Below are 21859 nucleotides of genomic sequence, written 5' to 3'. Positions count from 1 at the left end.
GCCGAGAGTTCCAAATTAGACTTTATTGACGTCAGCGCCGGACTCCATTTACAGCTTTGCAGAATCTCAATCACCTACGCTGTGTTGACTACGTACTTTCCCCAGGATCGTCCCCTACCTCACCCAGGAATTCTCCCTCCCCTTGATGCGCCTGCCAAAACCAGGCGCTGCAGGAGTGAAGATGAATGAGTTGGCTCTTTTCGCGGGCGCTGGTGGTGGAATATTGGGCGGGCACTTGCTCGGATGGCGGACCGTGTGCGCAGTTGAGCGTGATGCCTACGCAGCACAAGTTCTGGCGCAACGACAGAACGATGGATTGCTCCCGCCTTTCCCGATTTGGTCTGACGTGTGTAGTTTTGACGGCAGACCATGGCGCGGACTTGTTGATGTGGTTTCGGGAGGTTTTCCTTGCCAAGACATTGCCGTCTGCGGACTCGGTGCGGGCATTGAAGGCGCGCGATCGGGTTTGTGGAAACACATGGGCAGAATCATCGACGAGGTTCGACCTCGATTTGCGTGGCTGGAGAACTCACCCATGCTCATCAGCCGCGGCCTTGCCGTGGTCATCGGTGATCTTGCCCAAATGGGGTATGACACGCAGTGGTGTTGTCTTTCAGCAGCTGAATGCGGCGCGCCGCATCGTCGCAACCGGATCTGGATCCTGGCCAACGCCAGTGGCGAGTATGTCGAAGGGTTCCTCGCCGGGATCACTGATCCGCAAATCTGGACGGGACCGATCACGGGACAGACTGGACCATGCAGTCATGGCGCTACATGGTGGGCCACTGAACCCGGAATGGGTCGAGTGGCTGATGGGGTGGCCTATCGGGTGGACCGACTTAAGGCCCTTGGAAATGGGCAGATTCCGGCAGTGGTGCGAGCAGCATTCCGGATGATCGACTGAATCAGTCACGCATGTAGGATCCGTCTGATTGACGCCCCGCCACAAAACCATCAAAAATCCCACTCAGGATCGCTGTCGCAGACAGCACCCTGCCCAGGTAGCCTGAATCTTCAACGCTACGGTGCGGTTTACCGCATTGATTCAACCCAGTCCGTATCGCATTCGGTAGCGCGGACAGTCGTCGATGCCCTCGATGATCGAATGCTTACTCAAACCACCCTGACGGGGACCCTCCGTCAGGCGGTGTCTCTTCGTCAAATCTGGAGATGCCATGAAAATATCGCTTACGCTGTATGACGCACTGATTTCCGCCAACGTACCGGCTGACAAAGCCAAAGCTGTGGTGGATGCATGGGAGACAGACGTGGAAAAGCTCGCGACCAAAGCTGACCTTCAGCACGTGGAAACCCGGATTAACGCATCGATTTCAGAGATGCGGTCTGAGGTTCGCTCTGAGATAAAAGTCATGCGCTGGCAGCTTGGCGCAATTTTCGTTTGCGTCGTCGTGCCCTTGCTCAAGCTGGGCTTCGACCTGGTCTCGAAAGCAGCCGCCTGATCAAGGGCGCTAACCTTCACATAATCAGCTCCGCATCTGCCTGCTGATACCTGCTCCAACTCAACCCACACGGGGAAACACTTCCCCCTGGGTGGGTGCTGTGTTTCCCCGATTTTGATTTTCGGAGACTCACATGCCATCAGTTCTAACACCCCGCAAGCTGCGCTTGCTTCAACTGCCTATCGTCCTCAGCGAAGTTGCCTGGCTGCAGACGGTTCACATCAACGACTACCTCTTTGAAGAGTTGAGTGATCGTCTCAGTGCCGTGCTAGATGCGTCCTATCGAGCTGTGATGTCTGAATCCGACGGCGCGAACAGGATCCCGTTCAGCCTCTGGCTCATCCCCTCATCTCGTAATCGCGTCGACAAGGTAAGGATCGATTTGCTTTTAGAAATCCAGTATCTGGGTAAGCACCCCAGGCATCTGCGAGTGCTACTCAACGACGAACTAGAGTCGTCCGTCTGATCAAAACTGCCTGGATCAATCCAGGCAGCTCTTCTGCCAAGACCTGCAGCGGGAATATCCATGAGGCCCGAACCAGTTTTCTTGAGGTTCAAACCCGACCGCTTTGCCAAGGTGTCCTCATAGTTATGTGAGGATTCCCCAATGTTCCAGCTCTGCCGTCCTCAATGGACAGCTTTGATAATTTGCCTGAGCCTTGCGCTCGCAGGATGTGCGAAAAACACGCCTCAAGTGGAGCCAGTTGCGCTCAATGAGGGCTACAAGCCAAATCCCCCGATAAGCACTGCGCCTAAGCAGATCCGCTACGACCGCTACACCGTCATCTCGACCAGACCGAAACCCGATCAACTCCAGCTTCTCGATCAGATCATTGATTTACGCATCCCCGATGCGCTAACCCCTTCAGTTCATCAAGCGATGACCTACGCGCTCCGCCACTCCGGCTACCAGCTCTGCTCATCGACCGGAAACGTTGGTGTGCTGTTCGCTCATCCACTTCCCGCCTCTCAATACCGGCTTGGGCCGATCAGTGTACGTGACGCCATGCAGATGCTTGCCGGTCCCGCGTGGGAAATGCAGGTGGACGAGCTCGCACGCCGGATCTGCTTCTCTGTTCGTCCAGCCTATCAGCGCCCTGCCCCATTGATACCGTCAGCGCAGGCCATTGCGGCGCCTTCGGTCAAGCCATTAACTGTGGGTAGTCAGCGATGAAGGTCAGACTAAAAACGAGTCACGTCCATGGTGTTCTTCTGCTTGTGCTGGCTTTGGTACTTACCACTCAGTGGTGGGGGCTTCGCGAGGTGGTGAAGCAGACGGAGCTGCAGGAACAGTCGGGATCCTTGGATATCCTGGCTCAACAGCAGGAAACTCTGCGCTCGGACCTGGATGCTCTAGGAAGCAGAGACTTGGTACATGGAGCTCAATACCGAAAGGACCATGAATTTCTCCACCGAAGAATAACGTCGTTGGCCAAGCAAGGCCCTGACGAAACCGCACTGCGTACACTTCAAACCGACCTTATCGCACTCAGCGCCAATGTGGAGGTGGTGCAACGAGAGCTCGAAGAGGTGAAACGCCTCGCGACTCAACAAACAATATCGGTAGCGACAGAAGCGGCACCGGTCGCCAAGAAAGTCAGGCCGAAAAAGCCTTTAGCTTCCTTCACAATCATCGATCTTGAGTACCGGGGTGGTGAATCCTTCCTGGCGGTATCGCCCCTCCACAATGCTCAACTGCAGGATATCCAGCTGCTCCGGCCAAATGAATCGCGTGATGGATGGATGCTGAAAGCACTGACGCCGAACAGCGCCAGTTTCGCGCTACCGGATGGGCGAAGCCATGATGTGAAGCTTACGCAAGGGGTAAGCCCATGAGGTTTCTGACCTTCATGACTCTGCTGGTTGCCTTCGTCACACCCGCTCATTCCGAGAACCAGCAATCCAGCATTTCTCTTTCACAGAACACAGCTAACCAAGCGGAAGAGTCTGCTCAATCCAAAGCGACCCAATGGGGTTTGCAGGTCGATGAGTGGGATCGTTTCAAGCAACTGATGAAGGGGCCTCTCGGCGTCTATTCGCCGAATCTGGATCCCTTGTCTGCCCTCGGTATCGAAGCGAAAACCGAAGAGGAACGCACTCGTTACGCCGAGCTACAGGTGAAGATGGAGAGTGCGAGAGTCATCAAGCTTCTCGCCTATCAGAATGCTTACGACCAAGCCTACAAGCGACTTTATCCTGACATCCTGCCGGTGATTCTGGTGAATCAGAACCAGACCTCCAAACCTATGCCGTCATCGAGCAGCGGGCGACTTGCCGTATTCGTAGAGCTCAACTGTTCAGCTTGTGAAGCTCAAGTAAAACGCCTGCAGCGCGACGCCCAGCGCTTCGATATCTACCTGCTGGGCAGCAAAGGTAACGATGATGCTTTGCGGGCCTGGGCACTGAAAGCAGGTATTGAACCTGACAAAGTCCGCAGCCGACAGATCACCCTCAATCACGACGGCGGACGCTGGGTCACCATTGGGGGCAGCGGCAAGTTCCCGGCCGTGCTGCGTCAGGACAATGGGCGATGGGTTAGGCAATGAAACGCCGCGCACAATTGCTACTTGTACTCAGCCTGCTGACCCAAGCCGCCAATGCGGAACTACCGCCGCCGGCGTATCAGCTTGCGACTCATGGCACCGGTGTCCCCAGCGAAGTGCTTTATGCCCTTGCGTTGCAGGAGAGTGGAACGCGACTGCGCGGCAGGCTGGTGCCTTGGCCATGGACATTGAACGTGGCCAAAGTCAGCTACCGCTATTCCTCTCGCGAGTCCGCCTGTGCGGCGTTGATGACCGCCATCGCGCAGCTCGGCGCCAAAAGTGTGGACGCGGGTCTTGGCCAGATCAATATCGGCTGGCAACGGCAGCGTTTCGCTCAGCCGTGCGACGTACTGGATCCCTACCTGAACCTGGCGTTAACTACGCAAGTTCTGCTCGAACAAAAAGCCCGAAGCAGCACCTGGGTCGACGCTGCAGGGCGATACCACCGCCCCGCCGGCGGAGCACCCGCTGCCCGCTATCGCGAAAGCTTTGCCCGCCATCTAAAACGCGTCACCGGAGTGACTCCATGAAAAAAATCTTCCTGTTTGTGCTGGTCTTCCCGGCGCTTGCTCATGCTGAGCTAATCGTTGTCGAGGATCTCGGCGGTACGTCTGCGCTGCCTTACTACCGAGCGCTTAACCTTATTCCTGAAGACAAGCCCTTACAGTTGGCTTTCCTACCGCCGGTACCGCTTAAGCAATATGGGGAAGCCGACATGCTGCCCGTGAAGTCGACACGACTAAGTCCAGGAAAAGTCGACACACGCGTACTGAATGCGCCGGGGTTACAGCCGATGTTCCTTATCGGTGACGATGAACTCTCACGCGATTGGCTGGCAGCACGAATAGACGTTTTGCGCGAACTCAATGCCGTAGGCCTGGTAGTCAACGTCGAGAAATATGAATCGCTGCAAGAGCTCCGGCGGCTTGCCAATGGACTCGAACTCGCACCCGCCTCGGCAGATCAACTGGCCGAGATACTGAACCTTGATCACTACCCTGCGCTGATTACTTCAACCGGGCTGGAGCAGTAGCGGGTGGCTCAGGATCACGTAATTGAGGCGCTGCTGCGTCCAGCGGTCGAGCTGTACACCGTCGGCGTTTGCCTGATCGGTGCTTACCTCTCTCTATTCGCGCCTTGGGCGCTCGCGTTGTCACCCTTGTTCGGCCTTGCCGCAGCACTGTTCTTTCTTTCGTTTGGCTGGATACGTTTACGTCAGGCGCTGGTGGTCCTGCGCTACCGGCGCAACATACGTCGACTTCCGCGCTACGTCATGACCAGCAAAGAGGTGCCCGTCAGCAATCGTCGCCTGTTTATTGGCAAAGGATTCAAATGGGAGCAGCGACACACCCAGCGGCTGATGCAAACCTATCGCCCAGAGTTCAGGGCTTATGTGGAACCTCCGCATCTATTTCAGGTTGCGAGGAGACTTGAGGAACGCATGGAATATGCGCCCTTCCCCCTCAGTCTGATTCCGAAAGCAACCGCTTGGGACAGCCCGCTAAATCCGGTGAGACCACTACCGCCTGTTGGCGGTGCTCCGCGTATTCACGGCGTGGAACCGTATGAGGTCGAGGTTGCCCTGCCCCTTGGCGAGCGTGTCGGCCACAGCTTGATTCTCGGAACCACCCGGGTTGGCAAGACGCGCCTGGCGGAGCTGTTCATCACTCAGGACATACGTCGTGTAAAGCAGGTCGACGGTGTCGATGAGTTTGAGCCGGTCATTGTCTTTGATCCCAAAGGCGACGCGGATCTGCTCAAGCGTATGTACGTCGAAGCCAAGCGTGCCGGCCGCGAAGGTGAGTTCTATATCTTCCATTTGGGTTGGCCAGACATCTCCTCCAGGTACAACGCCGTGGGCCGGTTCGGGCGTATATCCGAGGTAGCCAGCCGGATTTCCGGGCAGTTATCCGGGGAAGGCAACAGCGCGGCTTTTCGCGAGTTCGCCTGGCGTTTCGTCAACATCATCGCCCGGGCCCTCGTAGAACTTGGTATTCGTCCCGACTACATGAAGATCCAGATGCACGTGATCAACATCGATGCATTGTTCATCGAGTACAGCGGTCACTACTTCGCACGGCATGACAGCAAAGCCTGGGAAGTCATTGTGCAGATTGAGGCCGGGCTAAACGACAAGAACATCCCCTTCAACATGAAAGGTCGGCAAAAACGGGTCATCGCGATTGATCAGTACTTGTCACAGACCCGCGTGGCCGACCCGGTGATGGACGGGCTGCGCTCCGCGGTCCGCTACGACAAAACTTACTTCGACAAGATCGTTGCCTCATTACTGCCACTGCTGGAAAAGCTCACCACCGGACGCATGGCGGAACTGATCTCGCCGGACTACACAGACCTCAACGACCCTCGGCCAATCTTCGACTGGATGCAGATCATTCGTAAGCGCGCGGTGGTGTACGTCGGCCTGGATGCCTTATCTGATCCAGAAGTGGCTGCTGCAGTCGGCAACTCGATGTTCTCCGACCTGGTCTCGGTTGCTGGCCATATCTACAAGTTCGGAATCGACGATGGTCTACCCGGGGCGAACGCCGAGCAGAAAATCCCGATCAACCTGCACGCTGATGAATTCAACGAGCTGATGGGCGATGAGTTCATCCCGATGATCAACAAGGGCGGCGGCGCCGGCATTCAGGTCAGCGCCTATACCCAGACCGCCAGCGACATCGAAGCCAAGATCGGCAACAAGGCTAAGGCCGGCCAGGTGATCGGCAACTTCAACAACCTGTTCATGCTGCGCGTCCGTGAAACCGCCACAGCGGAGCTGCTGACTAAGCAACTGCCCAAGGTGGACGTCTACACCACCACGCTGGTCAGCGGCGCGACTGACAGTTCTGACCCCTCGGCGAAGACCGACTTCACCAGCAACACCCAGGACAGGGTCAGCTCTACCAGCGTGGCGCTGATAGAACCCGCGCACATCGTCAGCCTGCCCAAAGGCCAAGCCTTCGCACTGATCGAGGGGGGCAATCTATGGAAAGTGCGCATGCCCCTGCCCGCGCCAGATCCGGATGAAGTCATGCCCAAGGACCTGCAGACCCTCGCGGAGAACATGCGCAAAAGCTACATCGACGGCGGTGGCGAATGGTGGACCAGCAGCGGCACTCGTGGCCTGCAGGAAGACCTACCCGCCGATCTGCTAGACAGCCCCGTCGATCCCGAGCCGACGCCCTGAACCTGTGACGCCCTCTACCTGATCACCCAACCGAGCAACGCACATGGCCACAGCGTCCCAAAGCGCACAGACACTACAGCAGCAAGTCCGTGAAAAGGGCCTGATCGCCCGAACACTGTCCCTGCCCTTCGCCTTCATCGGCATCATGCTCGGCTCGCTGCTGATCAGCATCTTCATGGAGTGGATCGGACTCTACTTCTACTGGCCCGAGCAAGGCTGGCAACACGCCCAAGACATGCTCAACAGTGAACTGCAGTGGCTGGCTGATGGATATTCTCGAAGCCTGCTGATCGATCAACCTGGGCGAACGGCAAAAGACCTGGTCAACACGGCGTACATCTGGACGTTCGAAAAGACCGGCTTCGTCGACTGGATCAACCACTCTGCAACGCAGTCGCGCCTTAATGGTAACCAAGGCGAAGGCATCACGCGCGCTGGGTGTTATGTACGTCTACGTTGAGGATTACGGATTGGCGGCGATGTACACCGTCCTCACTTTTCTGACGCGGCTGATTATCTTGGTGCTGACCACCCCGTTGTTCTTGATGGCTGCCTTTACGGGCGTGGTTGATGGCCTCGTGCGCAGGGATCTGCGGCGGTTTGGCGCTGGGCGGGAGTCAGGGTTTGTCTACCATCGGGCGAAGATGATGATCGTGCCGTTGGCGGTTGCGCCCTGGATTATTTATCTGGCGTTGCCGGTGAGTTTGAGTCCGGTTTTGGTGTTGCTGCCGTGTGCGGCGGCTCTAGGAATCGTCGTGAGTATTACGGTGGGGAGTTTTAAGAAATATTTGTAGTCACTCCGCTAAACGCCGAGCGTAGTGATAGATATGAGCCAAATAATTGCCATTAGCTACCGTAATGCGAGCAAGATCACCTACCGCATTGCAGGCATGTGAGCTCGTACTGCCGCCAACACTGCCCTAGCCCAGCCAGCCTTGAGGATAGTGAATCAATCCATTGGCACTGGTGACTCTCGGCGAACTTCCTAGCATGCTCAGATCCTTTTGATAATTAGGCTCAATGGGACGTCGTCTGGCGACTCAATTCCCGTCTTTGACTGTCGTAGCTGTATACCGTTGTTCGAGTAGGCTCAACAACTCGCAAAGGTAAAAACCGATTGGCATCCCACTCCGTGGTGATGGTGCGTGCCAGAGAGGTTCCATTGGCTTCAATCCGACTCGTTTCGAGTCCTCGATCATTGTAGGTGTAGGTCGTTATCAAACCTTTAGCATCGGTCTTGATCAGCACCTGACCACGGTCGTTGTAGGTATAACTGGAGTTGCTGGCTGAGCAGTTGGGTGAGGGTTCGCCTTCAATGGAGGTGATGCGTTTAACCCCAGATATCTGCTGGTAACGGTACAATGCTTGCTTGCCCAGTTCATTGGTTACCGTACTGGAACCGTCAACGTTGTAAGTGATCTGGGTCAAGCCGGCCCCACCGCTGTGCTGACTAGATATTGCTCTCCCTTTAGCATCGTATGCCCAAGTAGCAAATCGGATGCCGCGCTCGTCGGTGATGCCTGTAAGCCAGCTAGCATTACGACTATCTTCGTAATGATACTTACGACTTGAAACATTAGACGCCTTAGTTATAGTACGCTTAAGCAAAATTTGGGAGTCATACTCATAAGCTACGCTGCCAGACCCACCTGACACCTCCAAGAGTTGATGCAAGAGAGTCTCTTGAACCATTACAACATCACCAACTGAGTTGCTAATAGAAATACTATGCCCTCCATCACGACTATAAGTAAGATCATAATTAGATCCGTTTGACGCCTCGACCCTGAGCAGACGTCCTTGCGCCGAGAAAATCAGCGTTGCATTTGAGGGATCCCGATAACTCCAACCCTCTTTTAAAGCAACCAAGACACCGGAATCAGTTTTGGATAGGTAAATATCATCTATGAGTGAAAATACGGATTCGCGCCCATCAGCGTGTACAACTACTACTGCTCCCGTCCCAAAATAAAGATGAGAAGAGAAGCTATGCCTCCACAGACCGTCCAAGCTATTGTAAGATCGGGAGATGACGATTGGGCTAACCGAACCAACGCGCAAATCCACCTCTTCCTGATACTTGTTACCATTGGCAGTGTTAATCGGATTACCAATTACAGAGGAAGGATTTGCACATAAAAGGGGCTCATCAGGCCTGCCTTTCTGCGCCGTGACGCTGCAGCTACCTGTGCGGCGGTCCAGAGCAGAATCTGAGTCACAATTGACAGTTAAAAAATAGTAATTCCAAATTTAATATCATGAATCGTGTCGTTACCACCGCATGTATAGGCGATTTGACCGTTACCATTGCTAGAATCAAAATTGTTCTCCGGCTTGTAAATAAAGTAAGGCCAAAAAGTATACATATACTCACAAGCATCCTCTGGCCTATCAAATACACCGCCGTAACGCGTATCCCAAAAACTATATTCCCGCGCTTCAACAGGGTTGATTTTAATTAGAAAAGCAAGCGAAAAAACTAAAGGGTTTAATAATTTTTTTACTTTTAAAAAAGCAGCCATCACCCTACTCCTGATTAGACTGGACTTGCCGACTAAGTTTTCTCCCCATATTATCGTAACTGTACACGATTGTTTGCGAGGGCAATTGAATTCGCACCGGTAAAAATCTAGTCGCATCCCACTCTGTTATGATAGTACGAGCTATGTGAGTGCCGCTAGCTTCGGTGCGGCTAGTTTCTAACCCCCGGTCGTTGTAGGTGTGGGCCGTAACGAGGCCCTTGGCATCCGTCTTGGTTAGCACTTGCCCACGGTCGTTGTAGGTATAACTGGAGTTGCTGGCTGGACAGTTAGGAGAGGGTTCGCCTTCAATGGAGGTGATGCGTTTGACCCCAAATATCTGCAGATAACGGTACACCGTCTGCTTGCCCAGTTCATTCGTTACAGTGCTGGAGCCATCGGCGTTGTAGGTAATCTGCGTCAGGCCCGCCCCACCGCTGTGCTGGCTAGAGATTGCCCTGCTCTGAGCATCGTAGGCCCAAGTAGCAAAGCGGACACCGCGCTCATCAGTTATTCCCGTCAACAGCGCAGGATTTCGCGTGTCTTCATAATGGAAAAGCCGTCGATCTACCTGTGAGCCACGTGTGTGTGTCAATGACACAAGGTGCTTATTAGTATCGTACGTATAGGAAACCCGCAGGCCCGGCGCTATCAAAGTGAGCGGCTGATGCTGATCGTCTTCGGTGAAGCTCAAGGTTTGCCCTGTACTGCTGGTAACCGTGACTAAACCGCCGGCATAGGCGAGTCGTTGATGCCCACCCTGAGCATCAGTCCACGAGGTCAGCTTGCCAGTGCTATCGAAGGAAAACTGCTCATTGTTAACCGCCTCATATAACCAGCCTTGAGCAGTTTTGCTCAAGCGACCAAGCTCCGTCGGGTAGGCCGTCGCCGTATCACCTGCAACGGTAAAAAAGGATTCACGGCCATCGGCGTGAACCAGCGATAGCTTGCCGATAGCAAATCGTAAGTACGTGGAATAACTGTGACGCCAGATACCATCTAAGCTGTTATAACTGCGAGAAAACCCCAACCCGCTTGGCGCCAAGGACCGATAATCAACCTCTGATTGAAATTTATTGCCTATTGCAAAATTGATAGGGTTGCCAATACAGCTTTCAGGAGGAGGAGCACCTTTTTGCTCGTCGTTACCACACTCAGCGGTTGAGACATTATATCTTGATTTAGACTCACACTTATTAATATAGTAGTTTGCAACATGAAATTTTCCGTTAGAAGGTACCTGGTACCAACCGGCGAATGCCATGGTTGCACTAGACCCCCAAACCCCCATTTCTGAGCATCCACCATAGAGCTGACCCAAAGGCCTATAGGTGGAATCAAAAATAGCGCACTGTGCAAATGCTTGCTCACGAGTATCAAAATTATCGATATGGACCCAATGATCGCCGGTACCTAGCGCATCCCAGAGTACTTCGCCGCGCGCACTCGACATACTAAAGCCGTAACAAATCAAGATTAAAAATCGAATGACATTTAAAGAAATTTTGAAGGAACTCCTATCCACCTCTTCACTCCCCACACCGCGATTAATTGCACTGCATAACCACACGATGTAGGCCCAGACAAAGAAACTAGTTAATCTGATGTCGTCTGCCGACTCACTTCCCGTCCTTGTGTGTCGTAGCTGTATACCGTAGTTCGGGTAGGCTCAGCAACTCGTACAGGTAAAAATCGAGTCGCATCCCACTCCGTCGTGGTGGTCCTTGCCAAGGCGGTGCGACTGGCTTCGGTCCGACTGGTTTCTAAGCCTCGCTCGTTGTAGCTATAAGTAGTAATCAGGCCCTTGGCGTCAGTTTTGGTCAGCACCTGACCACGGTCGTTGTAGGTATAACTGGAGTTGCTGGCTGGACAGTTAGGAGAGGGTTCGCCTTCAATGGAGGTGATGCGTTTAACCCCAGATATCTGCTGATAACGGTAAACCGCCTGCTTGCCCAGTTCATTAGTTACGGTGCTGGAGCCATCGGCGTTGTAAGTAATTTGCGTCAGGCCCGCTCCACCGCTGTGCTGGCTAGAGATTGCCCTGCTCTGAGCATCGTAGGCCCAGGTAGCAAAGCGGACACCGCGCTCATCAGTTATTCCCGTCAACAGCGCAGGATTTCGTGTGTCTTCGTAATGGAAAAGCCTTCGATCTACCTGTGAGCCGCGTGTGCGTGTCAATGACGCAAGGTGCTTATTAGTATCGTACGCATAGGAAACCCGAAGGCCCGGCGCCATCAAAGTGAGCGGCTGATGCTGATCGTCTTCGGTGAAGCTCAAGGTTTGCCCTGTACTGCTGGTAACCGTGACTACACCACCGGTATAGGCGAGTCGTTGCTGCCCACCCTGAGCATCAGTCCACGAGGTCAGCTTGCCGGTGCTATCGAAGGAAAACTGCTCATTATTAACCGCCTCATATAACCAGCTTTGAGCTGTTTTGCTCAAGCGACCAAGCTCCGTTGGGTAAGCTGTCACCGCATCAGCGGAGACAGAGAAAAAGGATTCACGACCGTCCGCACGAACCAGCGAAAGCTTGCCGATGGCGAATCGTAAGTATGTGGAATAATTGTGCCGCCAAATCCCGTCAAGGCTGTTATAGGTACGAGCAAATACCAGCCCGCCAGTTGGTAGGGTTTGATAATCCACTTCAGTCTGAAATTTGTTACCCACAGCAATATTGATGGGATTACCAATGCAGGTTTCTGGCGGCGGCGTACCTTTTTGCTCATCACTACCACACTCCCCTGTAGAGACGTTGAAAGTTAACGGCAGCTTACACTTTCCGTAATAATAGTACCCATCATGAACTTCATTAGAAACCACAAAGCTACCGGCACTCCACAAGGAGTATTGAGGAGCATGATTACAGTACTGAGAGGGAGTACCATAGCGCGCACCATAAACATTCACGAACGCAGCACAACCCGCGTATGCACCTTCGTTTGTTGAGAAGTCGTCAGTATGGAGATATTGCCCCTCCACAATTCGCACCACCACCTCTGCAGCCACGTATCCGGAACTTGAAAACACGCTATAAAGCCCCAAAAAAAACAACTTACGATAAAAACTCTTCATCAATTTTACACCCCGCACAACAATGTGCCTCTTAACTACTTCATGGTTAAAACTAATTAAAAGCTAGCCAGGCGCTTGTCGCACGCTGCGACTACCCACACCTCAAACAATAGACCACATCAAACTAGCAAAAAACATATTGATAAAAAAGACTTTAACTTAAAAATTATTTCGACTTACCACTCCCTTATTTGAGAACCCATAACAAAGTAGTTGAACCTGCTCTTTCGCTTCAAAAATCGTCATTATTCTGCCCATACTTGGACCAAAGACTTTTGGCTTGATCGACGACTTCAGCAGAACTGTATTCGCCGAAAAAACGCCCCCAAGATCAGCAGTGTGAACCTAACGTGACCTGACAGTTGATGCGACTTAACGAGAGTGGTATTACTCAAAAAAACGGCGACCATACGGACGCGCGGATCTGAAATTCTTGTGTAGAAGACTGAACTCAACAAGCCACAAAAATAACGGAGCCCCGTGAGCGCACCTTCACCCACGTAGAAAGTCAATCTAAGCAAAGATCGGAGGTGATCAGCTATACAGCCAGTAAAAAACGCAAGAAAAGGCATGCTCAGATCCTTCTGATGTTAAAGCTTAGGAAAACGTTTCCTGCCAATTCAGTCAAGCACATCGATATCGTAGTCGTATACTACATTTTGTAGAAGCCCACAACCTCAAGCAGAGTGAACAACACCTATGAGTATCTAGTATCGTGTGCCAGCGCTCCTACGCGATACCCAGGTTAATCGGAGCATCTCAACACACTCAGTATCTACACAAATATCAGTTCAAAGCGGGTAAATGATATTGCCGGGGGCTGATCAATCCGACCAACGCCGAGAGCATAAGCGCCGTTCCTTATCTAGGCAAAACCCCCAGGCCGTGCTGGCGCTTGGCAAGCAAGTCCAAGGCGCAAGCCGGACTGTTTGCGCTCATCACTCTATGCATCGTAACCAGAACAAACCGGGCGCGTCAGGCAGCCAATGAGTATCGCCAACAGATGCAATTGCTGCGTCCTAACTCAGGAACCAAGACACTCATTCACAAAGGTAGTCCGCCTACAGTACAGCTCTGTGCTTTTACTCACAGAGCTCATGAGACGGACGGGGAATATGCGTAGGGCTCCCGCATTGCTTTGTTTCATAGAGGAGTCTTTTTGGCACACTCCCTTAAGCACCAGAATACCTCACCCGCAGCTTATATCGCCGAAACTAGCCCTCTTCAGAGTTAACACCACACACGATTTTCTGTTTTTCGGCTGCATGGACCACAAGGCATTTGGCAAGCTCGTCCTAACCGCTACAGCCAGGACAGTCCCCAATGCCAACCTCGATATCCCATCACCTAGCCCCTCTAATGCTGGCCCTGCTCTTCTGCTTCTCAAATACCCAAGCCAACTCCCCAATATCCGAACAAACCAACCTAAGCCTAATCCTCCGCCAACTAAACACCATCGACCGCATCACCCGCTCCAGCGAGTCACTCCCAGTCGAGGATGGCAGCCGCTACACCTTCGACTACCCGCGACTCAGCGCAGAAATCGAGCTAATCCGCCAAGGCATCAAAGCCTACCAATCCCCCACCCGCGCACAGCCACGTCATCCACCTGAGTTGACAGGGCACTACCTGCGCGAGGCGACCGACAAGCCATGAGCATGACGCCCGAGCAAGCCAATGCCTTTCAAGCCGGAGGTGGCTTTACCACGCAGGACACGATGACGTTGTTTGTCGGGTTCGCGCTGACGCTGATCCTTGTGTTTTCGGCGTGGGCGCTCGGCAGTGGGTATCGCGGCTGGAGCAAGGGAAAACTCAGCAACGAACAGTTCGGCACGTTGGCGCTGAAGATCACGATGCTCTACCTGCTGCTCGGCTATCTGCTTTTGCACTGATTCAGATTCACAACCATGCCCAGGGAGGCAATCACATGCGCAATCACTTAACTCAAAAACTCATACATGCCTGGTTATGGGCAACTGCTCTGATGTCATCGCTTGCTCATGCAGCGTTACCTGAGATGGAAGCGCCGAGCCGAGGCGAAGGGACGAACATCATCCAGACGATGCAGAACTACGCCTTCGACGGGGCAGGTTTGATCGGGCTGCTCATCTCGGCTACGTGCTTCTGTGGTGTGGCTTACCACGCTTACGGAACGTTTGCCGAAGTGCAAAGTGGGAAGAAGACCTGGGGCCAGTTCGGGCTCACCTGCACTGTTGGTGCTCTGCTCCTGGTGTTGGCCATCTGGCTGCTGACCAAAGCCGCCGCCATTCTCTAAGCGAGGGGAGCATGGTCATGACCACTACGCCTGAGCAGTTACCAGATGGCACGCTGCGCTTCCTGCCAAACCGGCTTAATCGGCAACCGGTGATCGTGCTGGGAATGACTGCAGATGAGCTTTGGTTGTCAGTGGGTTTATCGGCTCTTGTAGGCCTGGTGATTGGCATTGCTCTGTCGATCGTGACCAAGAGCATCGCCATGACGCCCACGACAATGGTCGCTGCAGTTGCTGCCGGAATCTTCTTTGGCGGGAAATTCCTGCGCAGGCTCAAACGTGGCAAACCTCAGACCTGGCTCTATCGCGAGATGCACTGGCAGATAAGTACCCGCTGGCCGGTCTGGAAAGCATGGGCCGGTGGTACAGATCTGCTGACACGTAGCGGTGTCTGGTCGACTCGCCGGAGCCAGCGCCGATGAGCCGCTTTAAAAACGAAGTCTCACGTCTGGAGGCTCACGTAATGACACTGCGCATCGGCGTTGGGCTGTTCTTTGTGGTCGCGGTACTGATGGGGTTGGGTTGGTGGTCTGCACCTCGGGACATGACTGTTCATGTCCCACCTGATCTGCGTTCCGGGAGTACTCGCAAGTGGTGGGAGGTTCCTCCGGAGACGGTCTACACCTTCGGCTTTTACATCTTCCAGCAGTTGAACCGTTGGCCTACCAACGGTGAAGAGGACTACCCGCGCAACCTGCGTCAGCTCGCGCCATTTTTAACGCCTGGCTGCAAGATCCAGCTCGAAGCCGAGTTCGAAGAGCGTCGTGCCGGCGGCGAGTTACGCAAGCGAACCCGCGGTGTGTACGAGATCCCCGAGCGAGGTTACAGCGAAAACCCTACGTTGCGGGTGAAGACACTCGGCAATGATGCATGGATCGTCAATCTGGACCTCACCGCAGACGAGTATTACGGCTCCGAGAAGGTCAAGCGTGCTCTGGTCAGGTATCCGCTGCACGTGATTCGAATGGACACCGATCCGGAGCGCAATCCTTTCGGTTTGTTACTCAACTGCTACAGCGGCAAACCACAACGCCTCTCTTCCTCTGCCGCCACTCAATCACCTGACACAAGCCTGGATGTACCCGGGCAAGGAGTCGTGCAATGAAGCTCGCGCTTACATCATTGCTCTTACTGACACTGACTGGAATGGCCTCATCGGCCCTGGCCGTGGAAATCCTGAAATGGCAGCGGTTGCCGCTGGCTGTTCCGCTGCACGTGGGTCAGGAGCGCATCATCTTCGTCGACCAGAACGTGCGCGTCGGCATTCCTCGATCACTGAAGGACAAGCTACGCATTCAGAGCACCGGCGGAACGTTGTATCTGCGAGCGAATGAGGTGATCGAACCAACACGCCTGCAACTGCAGAACGTCACCACCGGTGAGTTGATCCTGATCGACATCGCGGCAACTGACACGAGCGGCGTCTCAGAACTGGAGCCAGTCAGGATCGTCAGGGCTGAGTCAGAAAACGCTGAGAAACCATCTTCGGATATTGCTGCAGAGCTCCCTGCCAAACCTCGACAAACACCGATTCCAGTCGTACTGACCCGCTACGCCGCGCAAAGCCTGTATTCGCCACTTCGCACTGTTGAACCGCTGCATGGAGTCAGCCAGGTGCGCGTCAACCGTGCGTTAAGCCTTGAAGGATTACTGCCAGCTCTTCCGGTCAGCGCCACAGCCTTGGGTGCCTGGCAACTTGAGGACTTCTGGGTTACAGCGGTGCAACTGCGAAACCAGTCCAGCGCAAATCTGCAGCTCGACCCTCGAGAACTCCAAGGCGATTTCGTAGCGGCCACGTTCCAGCATCAGCACCTGGGCAAACATGGCAAAGCAGAGGACACCACGGTGCTGTACCTGGTCACTCGTGGACATGGGCTGGCGCAATCGATCCTGCCCAACCAAAGCCGGATAGATGCATCCAGCAATCTCCCAAACGCGAGGGAGACAGCGTATGAAAAGTAACGGGTTGATCAAGTGGCTGGTGCTACCGGCACTGCTCCTGCTGTTGTTATTTATGGTCAGGTCCTGCTCCAGCGACAAATCTCCGAACGCCGAATCAGCCTCGACAGTTGGCCAGCTTTCGCCAGAAGAATTGAAGCGTCTGGGCATTCACGGGGATACACCAATGGACACGGTGGCCACGCTTGTTGGCCAGACCAAAGCCATGCGTGAAGAACTGCAAACCCTGCTCTCGGAGAACAAAACGCAGAGGGATGAAAACGATCGTCTTCGCTCACGCGAATCGGATGTCGATCAACGTATCCGCAGCGCGCTGAACGGCGAGATCGAACAGCTACGCAGTGATCGCACTCAATTCGATCAGGAAAAACAGACCACGCGAAACCTGTTGAGCGACTTGAAGGAGCAATTCAATACACGCGGCCTTGTCCCCAACAACAGCGACCTACCGGTGGGTCTGGGATTGCAGCCAGGTGACGGCGACGGTTTCAAGGGCGGTGAGGACAACCTGATCTGGATCGATCCCCAGGACGGGACTGCTCTAGATGCCCAAGGTAAACCTATCGGGGCAGGCACTAGCAAACCAGCGACTGGATTCAACTTCCCGAATGCATTTGCCGACCAGATCAACATGGGCCAGCGTGAGCTCAAAGCCAAATCAGGTGCCGTCGGGCGGAACATCAAAACCGATGACGATAAGCCCCCGCCGCGTCCTGTCTACACGCTGCCCGAGAACTCCACGTTGATGGGCTCTTTAGCCATGACTGCGCTGATCGGTCGAGTGCCCGTGGATGGAACAGTCAACGACCCCTTCCCCTTCAAGATCCTGATCGGCCCGGACAACCTGACCGCCAATGGCATTGATCTGCCAGACGTTGCCGGTGCCGTCATCAGCGGCACGGCTGCTGGCGACTGGACCCTGTCCTGTGTGCGTGGGCAAGTCACCAGCATGACCTTTGTTTTCAATGACGGTCGCGTGCGCACCGTGCCACAACCGCAGCCGTTGACCACGAAGCAAAACAACGGCGGCCAGTCCAGCGGGCAGATGGACAAAATCCAAGGAGGGATTGGCTGGATCAGTGACCCGAACGGCATCCCGTGTATTTCCGGTCTACGTCGCTCCAATGCCGAGCAATACATCGGCAGCAAAAGCCTGGTCACAGCAGCGGGCGCGGGCGTTGCGAAGTTGCTGGAGGCCGACCAGGCCAACACCGGCACGGTGATCAGTAGCAACGGCACCACCGTGGGCACCATGGGCGGTGCAGGCAGCTCCGCGCTTAGCAGCATCCTCTCTGGTGGGGTCAAGGACATTGGTGACTGGGTGAACAAACTCTACGGCCAAGCCTTCGCTGCAATTTACGTACAGCCCGGCGCGCAAGTCGCGGTGCATCTCGATCGCCAACTTGAAATTGACTATGAACCCGATGGCCGCAAGGTGAAATACCCCTCCGGAGGTGCGCATGCGTCTGCACTGGACTAAAGCTTTATCAGGGCTGCTTGCTTTGGCGCTGCTCTCAGGTTGTACGACCGACAAGGACAAACTCATGCCCCATGGTCCGCAGAACATGCTCGATCTCTGGAACCAGTCATCAGGGGAAAGCGGTGGTAGCTCAGCTAGCCGACAACTCATGGATGCCAGGCTTCAACTGCGCCGGTCGTTGAGTGATGGCGACACCGCTCACACCAGCTACACGCGCACTGCGCAGAATGAGATCTACAGCCAATTCAAGCGGCTGCCCAACCCTGATCTGGTGATGTACGTCTTCCCGCATTTAGCTGGAACTGACCCTGCGCCCATTCCCGGGTACAGCACCGTATTCCCGCTGTATCAGCGTGTTCAATACGCCATGCCCGGCGAACGAACGGAGGATTATTGATGGGGTGTGATGAACAGCCTGATGCGTGGGAGCAGCACGTCGCCAAACTCAAAGCACAGGGCATTCCTGAGCCAGGCAACAAAGCAGGTAAAGCCACCGCGGCTGACGAACAGAAACTTTACGAATCAGAGCCAAGCTTTGTCGATCTTTTACCATGGGTCGAATACCTCCCAGAGTCCCAGTGCATGCTGTTGGATGACGGTGAGTCTGTGGCGGCATTCTTTGAGCTGACGCAGATTGGCACCGAAGGCCGAGAGCCTGACTGGCTTCGAGGAGTGCGTGACGCACTGGAGAATGCGCTGCAGGACAGCTTCGATGAACTGGAGGACCAACCGTGGGTTGTGCAACTCTACGCTCAGGATGAAACCGACTGGGATCTGTACCTCAAACGGCTACGCAACTACGTCCAGCCGCGAGCACAAGGCTCGGTGTTCACTGATTACTACCTGGATATGTTCGAACAACATCTGCAAGCGATCTCAAAGCCGGGAGGATTGTTCGAAGACAATACCGTCACTCGCCTGCCATGGCGCGGCCAGACCCGACGGGTTCGGCTGGTCGTCTATCGACGCAGCAAGGGACAGCCAGGCAGACGCGGGCAAACTGCTGAGCACGCCCTCAATACGATCTGCGATCGGCTTCTCGGAGGCTTGGGCAACGTCGGCGTGAAATGCTTTCGCATGGATGGAGCCCAGATCCATGACTGGCTGTTGCGATGGTTTAACCCTCATCCTCGAATGCTGGGACCCACCGCTGAGGACCGTAAGCGCTTCTACGAAACGACGGCATACCCAGCCACTATCGAACCTGATGAGCTGGAGCTGGCCAGCGGCACCGACTTCGCTCAGCGCCTGTTCTTAGAGCAGCCCGTATCGGATGTTGAAAATGGCGTGTGGTGCTTCGACCAAATGCCCCACCGGGTGGTAACGCTGGATCGCCTGCGCTCGCCGCCCATGACCGGTCACTTGACCGGCGAAACCAACAAAGGCGGTGATGCCATCAATGCCCTCTTCGACCAGATGCCCGAAGACACGGTGCTTTGCATCACCTTGTTGATCACGCCACAGGACATGCTTGAAGCCCACCTTAACTTGCTGGCCAAGAAGTCGGTCGGCGACACCGTCGACTCGGAGCAGACCCGCCATGATGTGCAGGAAGCGCGCTCGCTGATCGGCAGTTCGCACAAGCTCTACCGTTCAAGCGTCGCGTTCTACTTGCGCGGCGAGGATCTCGCCCAGCTCGACAGCCGCACCCTGCAGTTGAACAACGTCATGCTCAATGCAGGCTTGCAACCGGTGCGCGACGAGCACGAAGTCGCACCGCTGAACAGCTACCTTCGCTTGTTGCCTTGCGTGTTCAACCCGGGCATGAAAAACGCCGACTGGTACACGCAACTGATGTTCGCCCAGCACGTGGCTAACCTGGCCCCCGTGTGGGGACGCAGCCAAGGCACCGGCAACCCGGGCATCACATTCTTTAACCGTGGTGGTGGGCCCATCACAGTTGATCCGCTCAACCGCCTCGATCGGCAGATGAACGCCCATCTGTTCCTGTTTGGTCCGACTGGCGCAGGCAAGTCAGCCACGCTGAACAACATCCTCAACCAAGTGACAGCGATATACCGCCCTCGCCTGTTCATCGCCGAAGCGGGTAACAGTTTTGGATTATTCGCTGACTTCGCGAAGCGCCTGGGACTGACCGTCAACCGCATCAAGTTGGCTCCCGGCTCCGGCGTCAGCCTTGCTCCCTTCGCCGATGCCCATCGACTCATCAATACGCCGGCTCGCGTAAAAACCCTGGACGCCGACGAGCTCGACGAGCAGGAAATTGACGACGAAGACGAAGACGAACGCGACGTGCTCGGCGAACTGGAGATCACTGCACGCTTGATGATCACCGGCGGCGAAGACAAAGAAGAGGCACGCCTGACCCGCGCCGACCGCAGCCTGATTCGGCAATGCATCATCGATGCAGCCCGGGTCTGCGTCGAAGCGAAACGTACCGTATTAACCCAGGACGTCCGCGATTCGCTGCGTCGCGCCGGCCAAGACAAAGCCCTACCGGACGCCCGCCGAGCACGCCTGCTGGAAATGGCCGACGCCATGGACATGTTCTGCCAGGGCGCCGACGGCGACCTGTTCAACAGCAACGGCAGCCCATGGCCCGAAGTGGACATCACCATCGTCGACCTGGCGACCTACGCCCGCGAAGGCTACAACGCCCAGCTATCGATCGCTTACATCTCGCTGATCAACACCGTCAACAACATCGCTGAACGTGACCAGATGCTCGGCCGGCCGATCATCAACGTTACCGATGAAGGCCACATCATCACCAAAAACCCGCTGCTCTCGCCCTACGTGGTCAAGATCACAAAGATGTGGCGAAAGCTAGGCGCCTGGTTCTGGCTCGCCACCCAAAACATCGACGACCTGCCCAAAGCTGCAGAGCCAATGCTCAACATGATCGAGTGGTGGATCTGCCTCAACATGCCCCCAGACGAAGTCGCGAAGATCTCACGGTTTCGCGAGTTGAACGATGCGCAGAAAAAGCTGATGCTTTCGGCAAGGAAGGAATCGGGGAAATTTACCGAGGGGGTGATTTTGTCGAAGTCGACGGAGGTACTGTTTCGGGCTGTGCCGCCGAGTTTGTATTTGGCGATGGCCATGACTGAGCCGGAGGAGAAGGCTGAGCGGTTTAAGGTTATGGGGGAGATGGGCGTTAGTGAGCTGGATGCGGCGATGGAGATTGCGCGGCGGATTGATGGGAGGCGAGGGATTGGGGCTTAGACTTCAGTATCAAGGCATTGCTGCGTGTGACTCTAGCCAAGCCGCGCGGACGCCCTCCGTGATCAAGTCAACTGCAAACTGACTTGAATGACATTGTTTTTCCTAGAAGAACTTGATGTCCGGACCTGCGTCAAAGTACTGTCTGGCCTAAAGCGTGATGGCTTGGTTCGATCTC

22 protein-coding genes and 1 pseudogene are annotated in these 21859 nt (G+C 54.8%); 19 read left to right on the top strand and 4 right to left on the bottom strand.

What is annotated here, in order from left to right; all coding sequences use genetic code 11:
• The first annotated feature begins 145 nt into the window (after positions 1–145).
• The 10 genes and pseudogenes from CKW31_RS26740 to CKW31_RS26695 all read left to right on the top strand — a co-directional run bounded on the left by CKW31_RS26740 (position 146) and on the right by CKW31_RS26695 (position 7990).
• Positions 146–904 carry a DNA cytosine methyltransferase gene (locus tag CKW31_RS26740; protein ID WP_371856820.1) on the top strand — a complete coding sequence of 253 codons (759 nt, stop codon included), beginning with the start codon at positions 146–148 and terminating at the stop codon, positions 902–904.
• 271 nt (positions 905–1175) lie between these two features.
• Complete coding sequence (locus CKW31_RS26735; RefSeq protein WP_027899039.1) at positions 1176–1460, top strand: hypothetical protein; 285 nt, start codon at positions 1176–1178, stop codon at positions 1458–1460.
• 133 nt (positions 1461–1593) lie between these two features.
• Positions 1594–1926, top strand: a complete 333-nt coding sequence (locus tag CKW31_RS26730) for a hypothetical protein (RefSeq protein WP_095101717.1) — start codon at positions 1594–1596, stop codon at positions 1924–1926.
• Between the two features lie 141 nt (positions 1927–2067).
• Positions 2068–2634: a PilL N-terminal domain-containing protein gene (locus CKW31_RS26725; protein WP_095101715.1), complete on the top strand. Its 567-nt coding sequence runs from the start codon at positions 2068–2070 to the stop codon at positions 2632–2634.
• Positions 2631–3296 (top strand): hypothetical protein, encoded by a 666-nt coding sequence (locus tag CKW31_RS26720; RefSeq protein WP_095101713.1) that lies wholly within the window; start codon positions 2631–2633, stop codon positions 3294–3296. Before CKW31_RS26725 ends, CKW31_RS26720 begins: the two co-directional genes overlap by 4 nt.
• Positions 3293–4006 (top strand): TIGR03759 family integrating conjugative element protein, encoded by a 714-nt coding sequence (locus tag CKW31_RS26715; RefSeq protein ID WP_095101711.1) that lies wholly within the window; start codon positions 3293–3295, stop codon positions 4004–4006. The genes CKW31_RS26720 and CKW31_RS26715 overlap by 4 nt, the downstream gene beginning before the upstream one ends.
• Positions 4003–4533 (top strand): lytic transglycosylase, encoded by a 531-nt coding sequence (locus CKW31_RS26710; protein WP_095101709.1) that lies wholly within the window; start codon positions 4003–4005, stop codon positions 4531–4533. The genes CKW31_RS26715 and CKW31_RS26710 overlap by 4 nt, the downstream gene beginning before the upstream one ends.
• Complete coding sequence (locus CKW31_RS26705; RefSeq protein WP_095101707.1) at positions 4530–5036, top strand: integrating conjugative element protein; 507 nt, start codon at positions 4530–4532, stop codon at positions 5034–5036. Before CKW31_RS26710 ends, CKW31_RS26705 begins: the two co-directional genes overlap by 4 nt.
• A gap of 3 nt (positions 5037–5039) precedes the next feature.
• The gene (traD, locus tag CKW31_RS26700) at positions 5040–7196 is read left to right on the top strand and encodes a type IV conjugative transfer system coupling protein TraD (RefSeq protein ID WP_095101705.1); all 2157 of its coding nucleotides are present in this window, start codon (positions 5040–5042) and stop codon (positions 7194–7196) included.
• 43 nt (positions 7197–7239) lie between these two features.
• Positions 7240–7990 (top strand): annotated as a pseudogene (locus CKW31_RS26695) (TIGR03747 family integrating conjugative element membrane protein).
• A gap of 223 nt (positions 7991–8213) precedes the next feature.
• Here CKW31_RS26695 and CKW31_RS26690 read toward each other — a convergent pair.
• From CKW31_RS26690 to CKW31_RS26675, 4 genes are all read right to left on the bottom strand, one after another.
• On the bottom strand, positions 8214–9257 hold the full coding sequence (locus CKW31_RS26690; RefSeq protein WP_371856818.1) for an RHS repeat domain-containing protein: 1044 nt from the start codon (positions 9255–9257) through the stop codon (positions 8214–8216).
• Positions 9258–9424: 167 nt separating this feature from the next.
• Complete coding sequence (locus tag CKW31_RS26685) at positions 9425–9718, bottom strand: hypothetical protein (protein WP_095101701.1); 294 nt, start codon at positions 9716–9718, stop codon at positions 9425–9427.
• Positions 9719–9722: 4 nt separating this feature from the next.
• A complete protein-coding gene (locus tag CKW31_RS26680; RefSeq protein WP_141230196.1) occupies positions 9723–11240 on the bottom strand; it encodes a DUF6531 domain-containing protein in 1518 nt (505 codons plus the stop codon).
• Between the two features lie 71 nt (positions 11241–11311).
• Complete coding sequence (locus CKW31_RS26675) at positions 11312–12787, bottom strand: DUF6531 domain-containing protein (RefSeq protein ID WP_095101697.1); 1476 nt, start codon at positions 12785–12787, stop codon at positions 11312–11314.
• Between the two features lie 1323 nt (positions 12788–14110).
• Here CKW31_RS26675 and CKW31_RS26670 point away from each other — a divergent pair.
• The 9 genes from CKW31_RS26670 to CKW31_RS26630 are packed head-to-tail and all read left to right on the top strand — an operon-like array spanning position 14111 to position 21684.
• Positions 14111–14443, top strand: a complete 333-nt coding sequence (locus tag CKW31_RS26670) for an RAQPRD family integrative conjugative element protein (RefSeq protein ID WP_095101695.1) — start codon at positions 14111–14113, stop codon at positions 14441–14443.
• Positions 14440–14679 (top strand): TIGR03758 family integrating conjugative element protein, encoded by a 240-nt coding sequence (locus CKW31_RS26665; RefSeq protein ID WP_095101693.1) that lies wholly within the window; start codon positions 14440–14442, stop codon positions 14677–14679. Before CKW31_RS26670 ends, CKW31_RS26665 begins: the two co-directional genes overlap by 4 nt.
• Before the next feature lie 35 nt (positions 14680–14714).
• On the top strand, positions 14715–15062 hold the full coding sequence (locus CKW31_RS26660) for a TIGR03745 family integrating conjugative element membrane protein (protein ID WP_095101691.1): 348 nt from the start codon (positions 14715–14717) through the stop codon (positions 15060–15062).
• Between the two features lie 17 nt (positions 15063–15079).
• Positions 15080–15481, top strand: a complete 402-nt coding sequence (locus CKW31_RS26655; protein WP_095101764.1) for a TIGR03750 family conjugal transfer protein — start codon at positions 15080–15082, stop codon at positions 15479–15481.
• On the top strand, positions 15478–16164 hold the full coding sequence (locus CKW31_RS26650; RefSeq protein WP_095101689.1) for a PFL_4703 family integrating conjugative element protein: 687 nt from the start codon (positions 15478–15480) through the stop codon (positions 16162–16164). The genes CKW31_RS26655 and CKW31_RS26650 overlap by 4 nt, the downstream gene beginning before the upstream one ends.
• Positions 16161–17021: a TIGR03749 family integrating conjugative element protein gene (locus CKW31_RS26645; protein ID WP_095101687.1), complete on the top strand. Its 861-nt coding sequence runs from the start codon at positions 16161–16163 to the stop codon at positions 17019–17021. Before CKW31_RS26650 ends, CKW31_RS26645 begins: the two co-directional genes overlap by 4 nt.
• Positions 17011–18498, top strand: coding sequence for a TIGR03752 family integrating conjugative element protein (locus CKW31_RS26640; protein ID WP_095101685.1), 1488 nt, complete (start codon positions 17011–17013; stop codon positions 18496–18498). Before CKW31_RS26645 ends, CKW31_RS26640 begins: the two co-directional genes overlap by 11 nt.
• Complete coding sequence (locus CKW31_RS26635) at positions 18479–18895, top strand: TIGR03751 family conjugal transfer lipoprotein (protein ID WP_095101683.1); 417 nt, start codon at positions 18479–18481, stop codon at positions 18893–18895. The genes CKW31_RS26640 and CKW31_RS26635 overlap by 20 nt, the downstream gene beginning before the upstream one ends.
• Positions 18895–21684 (top strand): conjugative transfer ATPase, encoded by a 2790-nt coding sequence (locus CKW31_RS26630; protein ID WP_095101681.1) that lies wholly within the window; start codon positions 18895–18897, stop codon positions 21682–21684. The genes CKW31_RS26635 and CKW31_RS26630 overlap by 1 nt, the downstream gene beginning before the upstream one ends.
• Positions 21685–21859 lie beyond the last annotated feature (175 nt).

Source organism: Pseudomonas sp. Irchel 3A5 (genome assembly GCF_900187575.1).
Taxonomy (GTDB): domain Bacteria; phylum Pseudomonadota; class Gammaproteobacteria; order Pseudomonadales; family Pseudomonadaceae; genus Aquipseudomonas; species Aquipseudomonas folii.
This window is presented reverse-complemented; position numbering and strand designations above follow the sequence as displayed.

Coding starts and splice junctions, on each gene's coding strand:
- CKW31_RS26670 (WP_095101695.1), top strand. CDS start 14,111: ATGCCAACCTCGATATCCCATCACCTAGCCCCTCTAATGCTGGCCCTG.
- CKW31_RS26685 (WP_095101701.1), bottom strand. CDS start 9,718: ATGGCTGCTTTTTTAAAAGTAAAAAAATTATTAAACCCTTTAGTTTTT.
- CKW31_RS26730 (WP_095101717.1), top strand. CDS start 1,594: ATGCCATCAGTTCTAACACCCCGCAAGCTGCGCTTGCTTCAACTGCCT.
- CKW31_RS26710 (WP_095101709.1), top strand. CDS start 4,003: ATGAAACGCCGCGCACAATTGCTACTTGTACTCAGCCTGCTGACCCAA.
- CKW31_RS26720 (WP_095101713.1), top strand. CDS start 2,631: ATGAAGGTCAGACTAAAAACGAGTCACGTCCATGGTGTTCTTCTGCTT.
- CKW31_RS26645 (WP_095101687.1), top strand. CDS start 16,161: ATGAAGCTCGCGCTTACATCATTGCTCTTACTGACACTGACTGGAATG.
- CKW31_RS26725 (WP_095101715.1), top strand. CDS start 2,068: ATGTTCCAGCTCTGCCGTCCTCAATGGACAGCTTTGATAATTTGCCTG.
- CKW31_RS26740 (WP_371856820.1), top strand. CDS start 146: ATGCGCCTGCCAAAACCAGGCGCTGCAGGAGTGAAGATGAATGAGTTG.
- CKW31_RS26650 (WP_095101689.1), top strand. CDS start 15,478: ATGAGCCGCTTTAAAAACGAAGTCTCACGTCTGGAGGCTCACGTAATG.
- CKW31_RS26665 (WP_095101693.1), top strand. CDS start 14,440: ATGAGCATGACGCCCGAGCAAGCCAATGCCTTTCAAGCCGGAGGTGGC.
- CKW31_RS26715 (WP_095101711.1), top strand. CDS start 3,293: ATGAGGTTTCTGACCTTCATGACTCTGCTGGTTGCCTTCGTCACACCC.
- CKW31_RS26675 (WP_095101697.1), bottom strand. CDS start 12,787: ATGAAGAGTTTTTATCGTAAGTTGTTTTTTTTGGGGCTTTATAGCGTG.
- CKW31_RS26705 (WP_095101707.1), top strand. CDS start 4,530: ATGAAAAAAATCTTCCTGTTTGTGCTGGTCTTCCCGGCGCTTGCTCAT.
- CKW31_RS26735 (WP_027899039.1), top strand. CDS start 1,176: ATGAAAATATCGCTTACGCTGTATGACGCACTGATTTCCGCCAACGTA.
- CKW31_RS26655 (WP_095101764.1), top strand. CDS start 15,080: ATGACCACTACGCCTGAGCAGTTACCAGATGGCACGCTGCGCTTCCTG.
- CKW31_RS26640 (WP_095101685.1), top strand. CDS start 17,011: ATGAAAAGTAACGGGTTGATCAAGTGGCTGGTGCTACCGGCACTGCTC.
- CKW31_RS26660 (WP_095101691.1), top strand. CDS start 14,715: ATGCGCAATCACTTAACTCAAAAACTCATACATGCCTGGTTATGGGCA.
- CKW31_RS26630 (WP_095101681.1), top strand. CDS start 18,895: ATGGGGTGTGATGAACAGCCTGATGCGTGGGAGCAGCACGTCGCCAAA.
- CKW31_RS26635 (WP_095101683.1), top strand. CDS start 18,479: ATGCGTCTGCACTGGACTAAAGCTTTATCAGGGCTGCTTGCTTTGGCG.